At 63.1% G+C, this 12723-nt stretch carries 14 protein-coding genes; 9 read left to right on the top strand and 5 right to left on the bottom strand.

Annotated elements, in window-relative coordinates; all coding sequences use genetic code 11:
* Positions 1 to 613 (top strand): IS110 family transposase (locus tag INS93_RS13975; RefSeq protein ID WP_192982964.1); only part of this gene is annotated, 613 nt, incomplete at its 5' end.
* Positions 614 to 803: 190 nt separating this feature from the next.
* On the opposite strand, the gene INS93_RS13980 is transcribed toward INS93_RS13975, so the two are convergent.
* The 3 genes from INS93_RS13980 to INS93_RS13990 form a co-directional block, all read right to left on the bottom strand.
* Positions 804 to 1589, bottom strand: coding sequence for an OmpA family protein (locus INS93_RS13980; protein ID WP_192982966.1), 786 nt, complete (start codon positions 1587 to 1589; stop codon positions 804 to 806).
* Positions 1590 to 1636: 47 nt separating this feature from the next.
* Positions 1637 to 2050 carry a DUF4398 domain-containing protein gene (locus INS93_RS13985; protein ID WP_031306771.1) on the bottom strand — a complete coding sequence of 138 codons (414 nt, stop codon included), beginning with the start codon at positions 2048 to 2050 and terminating at the stop codon, positions 1637 to 1639.
* A gap of 415 nt (positions 2051 to 2465) precedes the next feature.
* A complete protein-coding gene (locus tag INS93_RS13990; protein WP_192982968.1) occupies positions 2466 to 2810 on the bottom strand; it encodes a pilin assembly protein in 345 nt (114 codons plus the stop codon).
* Positions 2811 to 2977: 167 nt separating this feature from the next.
* On the opposite strand from INS93_RS13990, the gene ppc reads away from it, so the two are divergent.
* From ppc to INS93_RS14025, 7 genes are all read left to right on the top strand, one after another.
* A complete protein-coding gene (gene ppc, locus INS93_RS13995) occupies positions 2978 to 5614 on the top strand; it encodes a phosphoenolpyruvate carboxylase (RefSeq protein ID WP_192982971.1) in 2637 nt (878 codons plus the stop codon).
* A 223-nt stretch (positions 5615 to 5837) separates the two neighbouring features.
* Positions 5838 to 6485: an adenylate kinase gene (gene adk, locus INS93_RS14000; protein WP_192982975.1), complete on the top strand. Its 648-nt coding sequence runs from the start codon at positions 5838 to 5840 to the stop codon at positions 6483 to 6485.
* 182 nt (positions 6486 to 6667) lie between these two features.
* Entirely contained in the window at positions 6668 to 7429 is a 762-nt protein-coding gene (locus tag INS93_RS14005; RefSeq protein ID WP_192982977.1) for a 5'-nucleotidase, lipoprotein e(P4) family, read from the top strand.
* A gap of 115 nt (positions 7430 to 7544) precedes the next feature.
* Entirely contained in the window at positions 7545 to 8228 is a 684-nt protein-coding gene (gene tsaB, locus INS93_RS14010; protein ID WP_192982980.1) for a tRNA (adenosine(37)-N6)-threonylcarbamoyltransferase complex dimerization subunit type 1 TsaB, read from the top strand.
* A gap of 113 nt (positions 8229 to 8341) precedes the next feature.
* Positions 8342 to 8686 carry a hypothetical protein gene (locus INS93_RS14015; protein WP_192982982.1) on the top strand — a complete coding sequence of 115 codons (345 nt, stop codon included), beginning with the start codon at positions 8342 to 8344 and terminating at the stop codon, positions 8684 to 8686.
* Positions 8687 to 8728: 42 nt separating this feature from the next.
* On the top strand, positions 8729 to 9598 hold the full coding sequence (locus INS93_RS14020) for a DUF72 domain-containing protein (protein ID WP_192982985.1): 870 nt from the start codon (positions 8729 to 8731) through the stop codon (positions 9596 to 9598).
* 12 nt (positions 9599 to 9610) lie between these two features.
* Complete coding sequence (locus INS93_RS14025) at positions 9611 to 10312, top strand: extensin family protein (protein ID WP_192982988.1); 702 nt, start codon at positions 9611 to 9613, stop codon at positions 10310 to 10312.
* Positions 10313 to 10346: 34 nt separating this feature from the next.
* Here INS93_RS14025 and INS93_RS14030 read toward each other — a convergent pair whose 3' ends face one another.
* Positions 10347 to 11114 (bottom strand): hypothetical protein, encoded by a 768-nt coding sequence (locus tag INS93_RS14030; protein WP_226945531.1) that lies wholly within the window; start codon positions 11112 to 11114, stop codon positions 10347 to 10349.
* Positions 11115 to 11219: 105 nt separating this feature from the next.
* On the opposite strand from INS93_RS14030, the gene INS93_RS14035 reads away from it, so the two are divergent.
* Positions 11220 to 12005 carry a class I SAM-dependent methyltransferase gene (locus INS93_RS14035; protein ID WP_192982990.1) on the top strand — a complete coding sequence of 262 codons (786 nt, stop codon included), beginning with the start codon at positions 11220 to 11222 and terminating at the stop codon, positions 12003 to 12005.
* Positions 12006 to 12016: 11 nt separating this feature from the next.
* On the opposite strand, the gene INS93_RS14040 is transcribed toward INS93_RS14035, so the two are convergent.
* Positions 12017 to 12652 carry a TetR/AcrR family transcriptional regulator gene (locus tag INS93_RS14040; protein ID WP_192982993.1) on the bottom strand — a complete coding sequence of 212 codons (636 nt, stop codon included), beginning with the start codon at positions 12650 to 12652 and terminating at the stop codon, positions 12017 to 12019.
* Positions 12653 to 12723: the final 71 nt, after the last annotated feature.

Here is a 12723-nt window from a genome sequence, read left to right on the forward strand (position 1 = left end):
ACTGGCCAAGACCGACGCGTTGGATGCTCGGGTTCTCGCCGCATTCGGCATTGCCATCCGTCCCGCCATCCGCCCGTTACCCGATGAGCAGGCGCTCGAACTGGCGGATCTGGTTGGGCGTCGGCGACAACTGGTCGACATGATGGTCGCCGAAAAGCTGCGCTTGCAGCAGGCGGTGGGCAAGGCCCTGCGACGCGACATCAAGCTGCACATCCAGTGGCTGGAGAAGCGCCTCAGAGCCAACGATGCAGGGCTAAATGACGCCATTCAAAAGTCAGAGATCTGGCGGGCCAAGGATGACTTGCTGGCTGAAGTGAAAGGTATCGGGCCCGTTTGTCGAATCACGTTACTAGCTCTACTGCCAGAGGACAGCGGCTACTACCGAGGTACCCGGCGAGTCTGGGGTGGACGATCCGAAGTCAGGAAGGTGCTCTACATGGCTACGCTGTCGGCCATTCGCAGCCACAACGAGGTCGTGTACAGCTTCTACCGGCGACTTAAGGAGCAGGGGAAACCAGGCAAAGTAGCGGTCGTCGCCTGCATGCGGAAATTGCTTACCATCCTCAATGCGATGCTCCGTGATCAGGCTCATTTCAGGCCTCAAGTGGCTTGACGCTGAACACGGTTGCTCGCCCGTGAGGGGCGAAACCCATCAGGCCAGGCGGCGTGTGAATGGAGAGTGCCAAGTCATCGAAAGCCCACACGTAATTGCCAGTTCGGTGTCAAGCGTATTCTCCCCGCGAAAATGCGATGTACCAAAAAGAAACCCGCCATCAGGCGGGTTTCTTCGTTCCGGCTGGCTATCAGGCGCCGGTAGCCGAACGCGGAGCGACCGGCTGGTTGTCGTTGGAGATGGTCACCTCCACGCGACGGTTCTGCGCGCGACCGGAGTCGCTGGAGTTGTCCGCGACCGGATACTCCTTGCCATACCCCTGGGCGACGATGCGCGTCGGCGCCACGCCAGCGCGTACCAGGGCGCGGCGTACGGACTCGGCGCGGCGCTCGGACAGGCCCTGGTTGTAGCTGGCCGAGCCGACACTGTCGGTATAACCCTCGACGATCACCTGACGCTCCGGGTTTTCCTGGAGAAAGCGCGCCAGTTGGGTGACGTTGGGCAGTGCGCTGCTCTTGAGTTCGGCCTTGTTGAAGTCGAACAGGACGTCACCGAAGGTCACCAGCGTGCCGCGTTCGGTCTGCTTGGCGTTGAGGCTGTTCTGCAGCTTGCGGATCTGCGCATCGCGAGCATCGAGCAGGGCCTGGGCGCGCTGCGCCGAGGAATTCTTCAGCTCGGCTTCGGCATTGCGCAGCACGATAGTCTGCTTGGCCACCTCGACGCGCTTATTGGTCAGGTAGGCCAGTTGGTCGACCTTCTTCTCGTCTTCCTTTTCCATGTAGGCCTTGTCGGCCTTGTTCAGCCATTCCTGGGCTTCCTTGGTTTCCAGCGCTGCGACCTTGCTCGCCTGCGGATCACTCTGCAGGGAGGAGAAGTTGCTACGCGCCGACTCCAGGTTGGCATTGGGCTGGTGCGAGCAGGCGGCCAGGCCGACGCTCAGAGCCAGAAGGGCGGGGATCATCACGTGTTTACGCATGGCGTTCATCCTTTGATCTGTCAGCGAATGGGTGGGGTGCATGGCGCTCACTGAGCGTTACGCATGCCTTCCTCACGCAGTTCCTGAACACCCTGACGGGCGTCTTGCAGTGCCTGCTCGGCTTTGGCGGCCTGGGCCTTGCGCTCGGCGAGTCGGGCATCCCACTCGGCCTGCTCAGCCAGGCGACGGGCCTTCTCATACTCTTTTTCGTGCATGGCCAGCTCTGCCTCTTTGAGCTTGTCCTGCGCGGACTTCATTTCCACGGCGGCAAACTCGGTACCGCCGGCGCTGATCGCCGAGTTCACGGCAGACTGCGTCACGGCGTATTGCTCGCTGGGCGGGTTACCCGCACAGCCAGCCAGTACCAGGCTGCTACCCAGTGCCAGGGCAGCCAGTTTGATCCCGTGCAGGCGGCTGCGCGGGGCTTTCTCGGTATGGGTCTTCATGGCGGCTAACTCCATTTGAAACACTCCTATGAACGACGATATCCGTGGCAATTGGCCCATCGTGTAGCTCGTCTACCAAGGGTGTTGGCGACATTGGCATGCCACGATGGCCTGCACTTGGGACCCACACGTTTTTCGAATGGTTCAGAAAAAAAGACAGTTAGCTCATGATTTTCTGGATGACTGGTCAGTCAGGTAATACTGCTCTGGCAGTCCTTGAAGCGGGCGGTGAGATTCGTCGATAAACCTCAAGCCCTTGTGGATACTGGGTTTTGAGTTTTTGGCAGGTTGCTGGGGGGCATTACAAAGGCGCCCCTGAAACGTCCAGGGTCGCTGCCGCTGTTGCGTAAAACAACTCGGGCATTCGGCGTTCAGACTCTAAACAAGCGGTGTTGAACGATATATCGAACGAATGAGCGCCTTCCTAGCATCAGTGGCTCGTACCTTTGCCCGTTTCACTGAGCTCACGCAGGTATTTGCGCGACAGCGCCAGAAAGCGCGGTGTGGGCCCTATGTCCTCGTACAGCGGGTCACCTTGTTCGTCCAGTGCCACCACCTTGTTGCCGCGCACGTAGGGCAGGCTGGCCTCGAGTTCCTCGAGCGCTGCGCCGATCAGTTCGCCGAGCAGTTCCTCGCTGTGATGCTTGGGGTACATCTCGGTGAGCGCCGCCAGGCGAGCGGCTGACTCGACATCCAGATGAATGTGATAACGGGTCGGGGTCAGGTGCCCCTTGGCATTCTGTTCCCAGTGTTTTGCCAGTTCGCGAATTCTCATGTCGTCTCTCCTCACGGGTGGCGCGGCTGATGCCGGCTAGCGCATCCACTACGCCTGTCAGTAAGCCTAGTCCCAGCACGCGTGCCTGCCTGGGTACGCGTCGCACCCTTGTAAGAAGTTGGCGTGCTGTGCACTCTGTTGACACTGAACAGGATAAGGAGTGCGACATGGCGGAAATCGATGCGCGCCTGCGTGAAGAGGTGCACCTGCTCGGCGAGCTGCTCGGGCACACCATCAGCACTCAGCTAGGCGACGAGTTTCTCGACAAGATCGAACGCATACGCAAGTCGGCCAAAGCCGGTCGTCGTGGCTCTGCGGCGGGTGCCGAGCAGTTGACCAGCACTCTGGGCGATCTGGGTGACGACGAACTGTTACCAGTGGCACGGGCCTTCAATCAGTTTCTCAACCTGGCCAACATTGCCGAGCAGCAGCATCGCGTGCGTCGCCGCCGTGCGGGTGAGCCGGAGCCGTTCGAATTGCGCGTGCTCGACGAACTGCTCGAACGCCTGCTCGCCGCCGGGCAGGGCAGCGATGAGCTGGCGCGTCAGCTGGGTCGCCTGGACATCGAACTGGTACTGACAGCGCACCCCACCGAAGTGGCGCGGCGTACGCTGATCCAGAAATACGATGCCATCGCCGCGCAACTGACGGCACTGGATCACAGCGATCTGTTGCCAACAGAACGTGAACGTATTGCCCAGCGCCTGCAGCGGCTGATCGCCGAGGCCTGGCACACCGAAGAAATCCGTCGTAGCCGGCCCAGCCCGGTGGACGAAGCCAAGTGGGGCTTCGCCGTCATCGAACATTCGTTATGGCAGGCGGTGCCGCAGTTCCTGCGCCGCGCTGATCAGAGCCTGCAGGCCGCTACCGGCCTGCGTCTGCCGCTGGAGGCTGCGCCGATTCGTTTCGCCTCGTGGATGGGCGGCGACCGTGACGGCAACCCCAATGTCACGGCGCGCGTGACCCGTGAGGTGTTGTTGCTGGCGCGCTGGATGGCCGCCGATCTCTACCTGCGCGACGTCGACAATCTGGCTGCGGAGCTGTCCATGCAGCAGGCCAGTGACGAACTGCGCGCGCAGGTAGGCGACAGTGCCGAACCCTACCGCGCATTGCTCAAGCAGCTTCGTGAGCGTCTGCGCGAAACGCGCAGCTGGGCGCAGCAGGCGCTCACTGCCGAGGTGGCTCCCAGTGCTGCAGTGTTACGTGATAACCATGATCTGCTGGCGCCGCTGCAGCTCTGCTACCAGTCGCTGCATGCCTGCGGTATGGGCGTTATCGCCGATGGCCCGCTGCTCGATTGCCTGCGTCGAGCAGCCACTTTCGGCCTGTTCCTAGTCCGCCTCGATGTTCGCCAGGATTCCGCCAGGCACGCTGCGGCGATGTCGGAAATCACCGATTACCTGGGTCTCGGTCGCTACGCCGAATGGGACGAGGAGACGCGCCTGAGCTTCCTCCAGCGCGAGCTGGAAAACCGCCGGCCACTGCTGCCAAGCGACTATCGCCCTTCGGCCGATACTGCCGAAGTGCTGGCGACTTGCCGTGAGGTGGCCGCAGCTCCTGCCGCATCGCTGGGCTCCTACGTGATTTCCATGGCCGGTGCCGCCTCCGACGTGCTGGCCGTGCAACTGCTGCTGAAAGAGGCCGGGTTGCGCCGACCGATACGGGTGGTGCCACTTTTCGAAACCCTGACCGATCTGGATCATGCCGGGCCGGTGATCGACCGCCTGCTGGGGTTGCCCGGCTATCGCGCGCGCCTGCATGGCCCGCAGGAAGTGATGATCGGTTATTCCGATTCGGCCAAGGACGCCGGTACAACCGCCGCAGCCTGGGCGCAGTACCGTGCCCAGGAGGAATTGGTGCGTCTATGTCGCGAGCATCAGGTCGAACTGCTGCTGTTCCACGGTCGCGGTGGCACCGTTGGCCGTGGTGGTGGCCCTGCTCACGCGGCCATCCTGTCGCAACCGCCCGGCTCGGTGGCGGGGCGTTTCCGCACCACCGAGCAGGGGGAAATGATCCGCTTCAAGTTCGGTCTCCCGGATATCGCCGAGCAGAACCTCAATCTCTATCTCGCAGCAGTGCTGGAGGCCACGTTGCTGCCGCCACCGGCGCCGGAACCGAGCTGGCGGGCGATGATGGATTGCCTTGCCGATGTCGGGGTGAAGGCCTATCGCGGTGTGGTGCGTGAGCATCCACAGTTCGTCGAATATTTCCGCCAGGCCACGCCGGAGCAGGAGCTCGGGCGCTTGCCGCTGGGCAGTCGTCCGGCCAAGCGGCGCGAAGGCGGCGTTGAGAGCTTGCGGGCGATCCCGTGGATCTTCGCCTGGACACAGACGCGTCTGATGCTGCCGGCTTGGCTCGGCTGGGAGCAGGCATTGGGGCAAGCCCTGAAAGGCGGTGATGCTGAGCTACTGAAAAGCATGCGCGAGCAATGGCCGTTCTTCCGTACGCGCATCGACATGCTGGAGATGGTTCTGACCAAGGCAGACGCCAGTATTGCCGCCCTCTATGACGAGCGTCTGGTCGAACCGGCGCTGCAGGCGCTGGGGGCGCAGTTACGCGACCTATTGTCGCAGGCGTGTGCTGCCGTGCTGGAACTGACCGGTCAGTCGCGTTTGCTCGCGCACAACCCGGAAACCCTGGAATCGATCAGCGTGCGCAACACCTACCTAGACCCGCTGCACCTGTTGCAGGCCGAGCTGCTGGCGCGCTGCCGGCAACGTGAACAGGCGCCGGAGAGCCCTCTCGAACAGGCCTTGCTGGTCAGCGTTGCCGGTATTGCAGCGGGCTTGCGCAACACGGGGTGAAGGGCAGCGGGCACTGGTGGACAACTGCCTGACCTGCGCCGCGAAGCAGGTCCAGGCCGCCGGGAGGAGGGTTTTTATCCGACTTTTGGCGGCTTGTGCGCCTGGGGTGCGCTGTGTATCTTGAGCAGCCTTTTGGCCGCTACGGCTGCCGCACTACATTCAAGAGATTGGCCCCACGAGGCGAGTCCGACCGATTACTACATAACTCTTGAGGAGCACATCGATGCGCGTGATTCTGCTGGGGGCGCCCGGTGCCGGCAAAGGTACCCAGGCTCGCTACATCACCGAGAAATTCGGCATTCCGCAAATCTCCACTGGCGACATGCTGCGTGCTGCGGTCAAGGCCGGCACCGAGCTTGGTCTGAAGGCCAAGAGCGTGATGGACTCCGGTGGTCTGGTCTCCGACGACCTGATCATCAATCTGGTCAAGGAGCGTATCGCTCAGGCCGATTGTGCCAATGGCTTCCTGTTCGACGGCTTCCCGCGCACCATTCCGCAAGCCGAAGCGCTGCGTGATGCTGGCGTCGCTCTGGATCACGTGGTTGAAATCGCCGTGGAGGACGAGGAGATCGTCAAGCGTCTGTCCGGCCGCCGTGTTCACCCTGCTTCCGGCCGCGTCTACCATACCGAGTACAACCCGCCGAAGGTTGCCGGCAAGGACGACATCAGCGGTGAAGAGCTGGTTCAGCGCGAAGACGACAAGGAAGAAACCGTGCGTCATCGCCTGTCCGTCTACCACTCGCAGACCAAGCCGCTGGTGGACTTCTATCAGAAGCTCTCCGCTGCATCCGGTACCCCGAAATACAGCCATATTCCGGGTGTCGGCAGCGTTGAAGAGATCACCGCGAAGACCTTGGCGGCTCTGAACTGAGTTCAGATCGTCAGCTGTCATCATGACAAGGCCCCGCAAGGGGCCTTGCTCGTTTATGGAACCTGGATACGTTCTGGTCGTTCTCAAGCATGGCTGCGCAATGCGTGCCGACTAGTATCGAGGATGCAAGCCTCCGGCCTGCGTCGGGGCGTGTCGATAACCTATAAGGAAGAGGGCATTCAATGACCGAGAAACGCATCTGGCTGGGCCTTGCGGTATCGCTGCTGGCCACTGAGCCGGCATTTGCCGACACCGCGACGAATTGTTCCGTCGCCGAATTCACCATGGGCTTGCGCTTTCAGCAGCAGTCTGCGGAAATCCAGGCGCTGCAGTTGCAGGCCTATAACATCGCCACGGAGAAACTCGACAAGGCCGTGGCGGCGGCGAAAGATCCATCGAAGCTGGCCATCGTCAGCGACCTCGATGAAACCGTGATCGACAACAGCGCGCTGCTGGCGCGCGATCTGGCCAACTGTCACCAGTACGACGCCTGGGACACCTGGCTGCCGTGGGAGCGTGACGGCACACCCGTGCTGATCCCAGGTGCGAAGAAATTCCTCGAGCATGCCGACAAGCTCGGCGTGACCATTCGCTACATCTCCGATCGCGCCGACGAGCAGAAGAAATACACCCTGGCCACCCTGAACAAGCTGGGCCTGCCGCAGGTGTCGGAGAAGAGCGTGCTGCTGCTCGGGCCGCCCAAGGTCGAGCGCCGCGCCATCGTCAGCGCCGATCATCAGATCATCCTGCTGCTGGGTGACACGCTGCATGATTTCGACGCACGCTTCCGCAAGACACCGCTCGACGCACAGCGCAACACCGTTGCCGAAGAGTCGGACAAGTGGGGCGTCGAGTGGATCGTGTTCCCCAATGCCGGCTACGGCACCTGGTCCAAGGCGCCGCTCAAAGGCTGGGATGCCGAGCCGGTGGTCGAGCCCTGGTAAGGCGGCGCTGATCTCCGTCGGTCGCTCTGCGCAAGTCAGGCGCCGTCATGGCGCTGGAAAAAATGTTGTCGAGCCGGTCTAATGCCGGCTCTTTTTCTTCAGCTGTCCGAATGCAATGACCACTCTCCTGGCCCTCGATACCGCTACCGAAGCCTGCTCCGTCGCGCTGCTGCACGATGGTCGCGTGCTCAGCCACTACGAAGTCGCCCCGCGCATGCACGCGCAGCGCCTGTTGCCGATGATTCAGCAACTGCTGGGGGAGGCGGGTATCGCCGCATCGGCGCTGGATGGCATCGCCTTCGGCCGTGGCCCGGGTGCATTCACCGGTGTGCGCATCGCCATCGGCGTGGTGCAGGGGTTGGCCTTTGCCCTGGATCGACCGGTGCTGCCGGTCTCCAATCTCGCCGTGTTGGCTCAGCGTGCGCTGCGTGAGCAGGGCGCGACCCAGGTCGCAGCCGCCATCGATGCACGCATGGACGAAGTCTATTGGGGCTGCTACCGCGCCGAGGCTGGCGAGATGCGTCTGCTCGGTCAGGAGGCAGTGTTGCCGCCGGAGCAAGCCGAGGCGCCGCGTGGCAGCGAGGGCGAGTGGTTCGGCGCCGGCACCGGTTGGGGCACCTTCGCCGCGCGTATTGCCCTCACGCCAACGAGCATGGATGGCAGCATGCTGCCACATGCCGAAGACCTGCTGAGCCTGGCCCGCTTTGCCTGGGCGCGTGGCGAGGCGGTGCCCGCTGATCAGGCGCAGCCGGTGTACCTGCGTGACCAGGTCGCCACGCCGAAAGCGCCGCCGGTATGACAACTGGTCGGATGCCTGGCGTCAGAATCCCCTTGGCATTTGCCAAGGACGATGCCCGCCGCTACATTGCCAGCACTGTCCCTTGTTCAGCCGAGCCCACCGAGCAGTCCTAGATGCGGATCGACGGTTACCTACCTTCCTACTCGCCAGATCGCGGCCCCCGTTCGGGCACCGCGGTCACGCCCTATCGTGAGGCGCAGCGGGAGGTCGAGGCTCAGCGCGAACAGCCGGCTGCCCCGGCCAGCAGCCAGGGTCTGGAGCAGACGCCGCAGATTCGCCGTGTGCAGGCCAGCAGCAGTAACACCGATAGCCTGCCCATCCGTGCGCAGGACCTCGGTTATCAACAGCCTGCGCTGAGCAACCGTGCTGCTCAGGCGCTGGCCAGCTACAGCACCACCGCCGCTTACGCCAGTGAGTACGATGCGCAGGAAGTGCTCGGGCTCGATCTCTACGCGTAACCCCGTTTCACGCCCTCTCAGCCAGGTCCGCTAAACAGATCGATGAGCGCTGCGCTTCCCTATTACCTTGGTTGTCCGTCCTGGAGCGAAGCTGCCTGGCGAGCCACGCTGTATCCGCAGGATACCCGGCCAGCCGAGTTTCTCAGCCGCTACACCGAGGTGTTCAACGCGGTTGAAGGCAATACCACTTTCTACGCCAGGCCCAGCGAGCAAACGGTGGCGCGCTGGGTGCAGGCGATGCCGACGCACTTTCGCTTCTGCGCCAAGTTGCCGCGAGACATCAGTCATAGCGAGGATCTCTGCCAGCAACTGGATGGGGTCATGCAGTTTCGCCAGTTGCTGGCGCCGCTCGGCGAACGGGTAGCGCCATACTGGCTGCAGCTGCCGGCCAGCTTCGGACCGTCGCGGTTGGCGGAGCTGGCGGCGTTCATCGAGCATTGGGGTGACTGGTCTCTGGCGATAGAAGTGCGCCACCCGGAATTCTTCGCCAAGGGCGATGCCGAGCGCGTGCTCAATCGCCTGCTGCACGAGCGTGGTATCGAACGTATCTGTCTGGATTCGCGTGCGCTGTTCAGCTGCGATTCGCAGGAGCCCGCCGTGTTGCATGCGCAGGGGAAGAAGCCGCGCCTGCCGACTCGGCCCACTGCGTTCAGTCAGGGCCCGCAGTTGCGCTTCATCGGCCATCCCGAGTTACTGGCCAACGACCCCTTCATGTTGCCCTGGCTGGACAAGGTCGCCGGTTGGATCGAGCAGGGGCTGTCTCCCTACGTATTCGCGCACACCTCGGATAACCGCCTGGCGCCGGAACTGGCGCGGCGGTTTCATGAACAACTGATGTTGCGGCTGCCAGGTTTGCCCGAACTGCCGGTATTGCACACGGAACCGGAACTGGAGCAGCTCGGCTTGCTCTGATGGAGGATGAATATGCTGATACGGATAATCGGCCGCTTGCTGTTGCTCTCCCTGCTGCTGGGCGCAGCGCTACTGGTGGCGCTGTGGCGTGGATGGCTGGATGTAGCGCCGCGTTTCAACCCTTGGGCGCCGCTGGATGTGCGAGAGGCGCCGAATCTGCTGACCCCTTTCAAGCTCTGGCGTTTGAGCGAGGACCGCGAGTTGTGCGACCTGGCGCTGGCGACGTCCGGGCTGCGTTTCATCCGTCTGGCCGACAGCACGCCACACCCGGGCTGCCCGGTGGAGAACGCCGTGCGCATCCAGGGTGCCAGCGTTGGCCTGAGCAGTAGCTTCATGGCCACCTGTCCGCTGGCGGTGAGCTTCGCCCTGTTCGAGCGACATGGGCTGCAGCCGGTTGCGCAGGCGGTGTTCGGCCAGCCGGTGACCCGCGTCGAGCATGTCGGCAGCTTCGCCTGTCGCAGCATTGCCGGCAGTCAGCGGCCCAGCCAGCATTCCTATGCCAACGCGCTGGATATGGTCGGCTTCCGTCTGCGCGACGGCCAGCACATCAGCGTGCTGCGTGACTGGCCGGGGCAGGGCGACAAGGCGCGCTTTCTGCGTCTGGTGCAGGAAGCGGCCTGCGACAGTTTCAACCTGACGCTGGGGCCGGACTACAACACCGCCCACCGCGATCACTTTCACGTGGATATGGGTATGTGGCGGATGTGTCGCTGAGGCGCCCTACGGCAACGAAAAAGCTTCGCCATCCCTAGCGCTTGGCCAACAGCAGATCGGCCGCCTGCCCGCTGCGACCATCGGCGAACTCGAACCGGCCTAGCTGGGCGATCCGGTCGTAGGCGCCCAGGGCTATGCTGACGTCGCGGGCGCGCAGGTCGATGGCGCTGACGCCGGCTTCGCCGAGTGTCTGCAACTGCTGGCGGCCCTGGGCATCGAAACGCAGCAGGCGCAGCTGCTCGAATACCGCGTCGGCCGCATCGATACGGCCGTCGCCGTTGTCGTCGAAGCGCGCCAGTTCGGCGAAGCCATTAGCAGCGCCATGCTGATCGCCAAACAGTTCGCGGCCATCGTCGATACGCCCGTTGCCATTGCGATCCAGCGCCAGCAGCGCATCGTCATTGGTGGGTACGCTGATCGAGTCCATGCGTCCATCGGCGTCCAGGTCGAAGCTCACCGGGCGGCTCAGGCCGCTGGTGGAAAAACCATTGCCAGCCATATCCAGTACCAGCGGATCGACCTGCTGGGGCGCCTGGCCCACGCTGACATTCAGCTCCAGACCGCGTTGATCGATCACTGCCTGACTGACGGCGGCTGCACTGCTGGAGACGGCAGGTGGCTCGGTTGCCTGCTGCAGCTCGCGGGCAATTTCTCCAGGTTTCTGCTCTTCGTCTATCCCAAGGGTGCGGCGCAGAATCTGATAGTTGATGGATTCGTGCGCCACACTGTCGAGATCTTCATCGAGACGACGATGGCTGGCGGAGCTGCTGCTTGGGCGTGGTGCGGAGAGGGCGTCGAACATGTTCACTCTCGATGCGGCTGTCGGCGGCCGGGTCTGGCAGAATGCCGCTTCTTCGATATCGGCCGCGTGGTCGATGCTTTGAGTGATTTTTGAGCGAACGAGCCAATGACCGACGAGCGGCACAACGCCAGCATCCGTATCCAAGCCCTGCACCCCCAGTACGCTGAAGCAGCCGCCCGGTGGGCGTCGCGCCTGGGCTTGGCGCAAGAGGGGGAAACCGAGTTCGCTCTGCAGCTGGGAGACGACGGGCTGCAACTGGTGGAGCTGGGCGACAAGGCGCCTGGCCCGGTGCGGGTGGATTTCGTCGAGGGCGCAGCGGCGCATCGACGCCAGTTCGGTGGTGGCAGCGGGCAGATGATCGCCAAGGCGGTGGGCGTACAGTCGGGTATTCGTCCGCGTATTCTCGACGCGACGGCGGGGCTGGGGCGCGACTCGTTTGTGCTGGCCAGCCTGGGCTGCGAGATGACCCTGATCGAGCGTCAGCCGCTGGTGGCGGCGTTGCTGGAGGACGGTCTGCAGCGTGCGGCGCTGAACCTCGACGTGGCGCCCATCGTGGCGCGCATGCATCTGCTTGTCGGTAACGCCATCGAGCTGATGCGCCGCTGGCAGGGGGAGGCGCCGCAGGTGATCTACCTCGATCCGATGTTCCCGCATCGCGACAAGAGTGCGCTGGTTAAGAAGGAAATGCGCCTGTTCCGCCCGTTCGTCGGCGATGACCTGGATGCGCCGGCGTTGCTCGAGGCGGCGCTGGCGCTGGCCACTCATCGCGTGGTGGTCAAGCGCCCGCGCAAGGCCCCGGCGATCGAAGGTAGCAAGCCGGGCTACGTGCTGGAAGGCAAGTCCAGCCGTTATGACATTTACCCGAAGAAGAAGCTGGAAGCCGGCGCATAGGCGCCGCCGGTTCAGGGCCGGTAAGCGCGCAGAAACAGCTGCACCGCATCCTGCACATGGTGCTCGGCGGCTTCACCCTCCAGGGGGTCGCCACAACCGATCAGCAGGCGGAAATGCGCGCCGCCCTTGAGCAGGCTGAAGAAGTGATCGGCGGCCAGATGCGGATTATCCAGGCTCAGCAGGCCGCGCTCGGCAGCCTTGTGCAGTAGCACTTCCATCTCTTCCTGCACCCGCTTCGGGCCGGCTTCGTAGAACAGCTGCGACAGCTTCGAGCCCTGGCTGGCCAGGTTCACCATCATGCGGTGCATTTCTACCGATTCGCGACTGTTGACCAGCGCCAGGAAACCACGCGCGATTTCCAGGAGCTGGCTTTCCAGCGGCACGTTATCCGGCAGTTCGAACAGCAGTTCGGGAAGCTGCTCCTCGCACTTGGCCTTGATCGCCGCAGAGAACAGGGTCTCCTTGTCGGTGAAGTGGCTGTACACCGTGAGCTTGGAAACGCCTGCTTCAGCGGCGATGGCGTCCATGCTGCTGCCGTCGTAACCGTTGCGCAGGAACAGACTCTTGGCTGCCTCGAGGATGGCACGACGTTTGGCGGGATCCTTCGGGCGGCCGGGGCCGGAAGGTTGTAACAACTTGTCAGGCATTGGCGGATTTTAATACTGGACTGGCGAGTTTGCTATTTTTACTATACCCGCCAGTACAAATATTCCAAACC

It is taken from the genome of Pseudomonas sp. EggHat1 (genome assembly GCF_014892995.1).
In the GTDB taxonomy this organism is placed as follows: Bacteria; Pseudomonadota; Gammaproteobacteria; order Pseudomonadales; family Pseudomonadaceae; genus Aquipseudomonas; species Aquipseudomonas chaetocerotis.

Bases quoted from the DNA above. Each gene is read 5' to 3' on its own strand.
- INS93_RS13980 (WP_192982966.1), bottom strand. From the start codon at position 1,589: ATGCGTAAACACGTGATGATCCCCGCCCTTCTGGCTCTGAGCGTCGGC.
- INS93_RS13985 (WP_031306771.1), bottom strand. From the start codon at position 2,050: ATGGAGTTAGCCGCCATGAAGACCCATACCGAGAAAGCCCCGCGCAGC.
- INS93_RS13990 (WP_192982968.1), bottom strand. From the start codon at position 2,810: ATGAGAATTCGCGAACTGGCAAAACACTGGGAACAGAATGCCAAGGGG.
- ppc (WP_192982971.1), top strand. From the start codon at position 2,978: ATGGCGGAAATCGATGCGCGCCTGCGTGAAGAGGTGCACCTGCTCGGC.
- adk (WP_192982975.1), top strand. From the start codon at position 5,838: ATGCGCGTGATTCTGCTGGGGGCGCCCGGTGCCGGCAAAGGTACCCAG.
- INS93_RS14005 (WP_192982977.1), top strand. From the start codon at position 6,668: ATGACCGAGAAACGCATCTGGCTGGGCCTTGCGGTATCGCTGCTGGCC.
- tsaB (WP_192982980.1), top strand. From the start codon at position 7,545: ATGACCACTCTCCTGGCCCTCGATACCGCTACCGAAGCCTGCTCCGTC.
- INS93_RS14015 (WP_192982982.1), top strand. From the start codon at position 8,342: ATGCGGATCGACGGTTACCTACCTTCCTACTCGCCAGATCGCGGCCCC.
- INS93_RS14020 (WP_192982985.1), top strand. From the start codon at position 8,729: ATGAGCGCTGCGCTTCCCTATTACCTTGGTTGTCCGTCCTGGAGCGAA.
- INS93_RS14025 (WP_192982988.1), top strand. From the start codon at position 9,611: ATGCTGATACGGATAATCGGCCGCTTGCTGTTGCTCTCCCTGCTGCTG.
- INS93_RS14030 (WP_226945531.1), bottom strand. From the start codon at position 11,114: ATGTTCGACGCCCTCTCCGCACCACGCCCAAGCAGCAGCTCCGCCAGC.
- INS93_RS14035 (WP_192982990.1), top strand. From the start codon at position 11,220: ATGACCGACGAGCGGCACAACGCCAGCATCCGTATCCAAGCCCTGCAC.
- INS93_RS14040 (WP_192982993.1), bottom strand. From the start codon at position 12,652: ATGCCTGACAAGTTGTTACAACCTTCCGGCCCCGGCCGCCCGAAGGAT.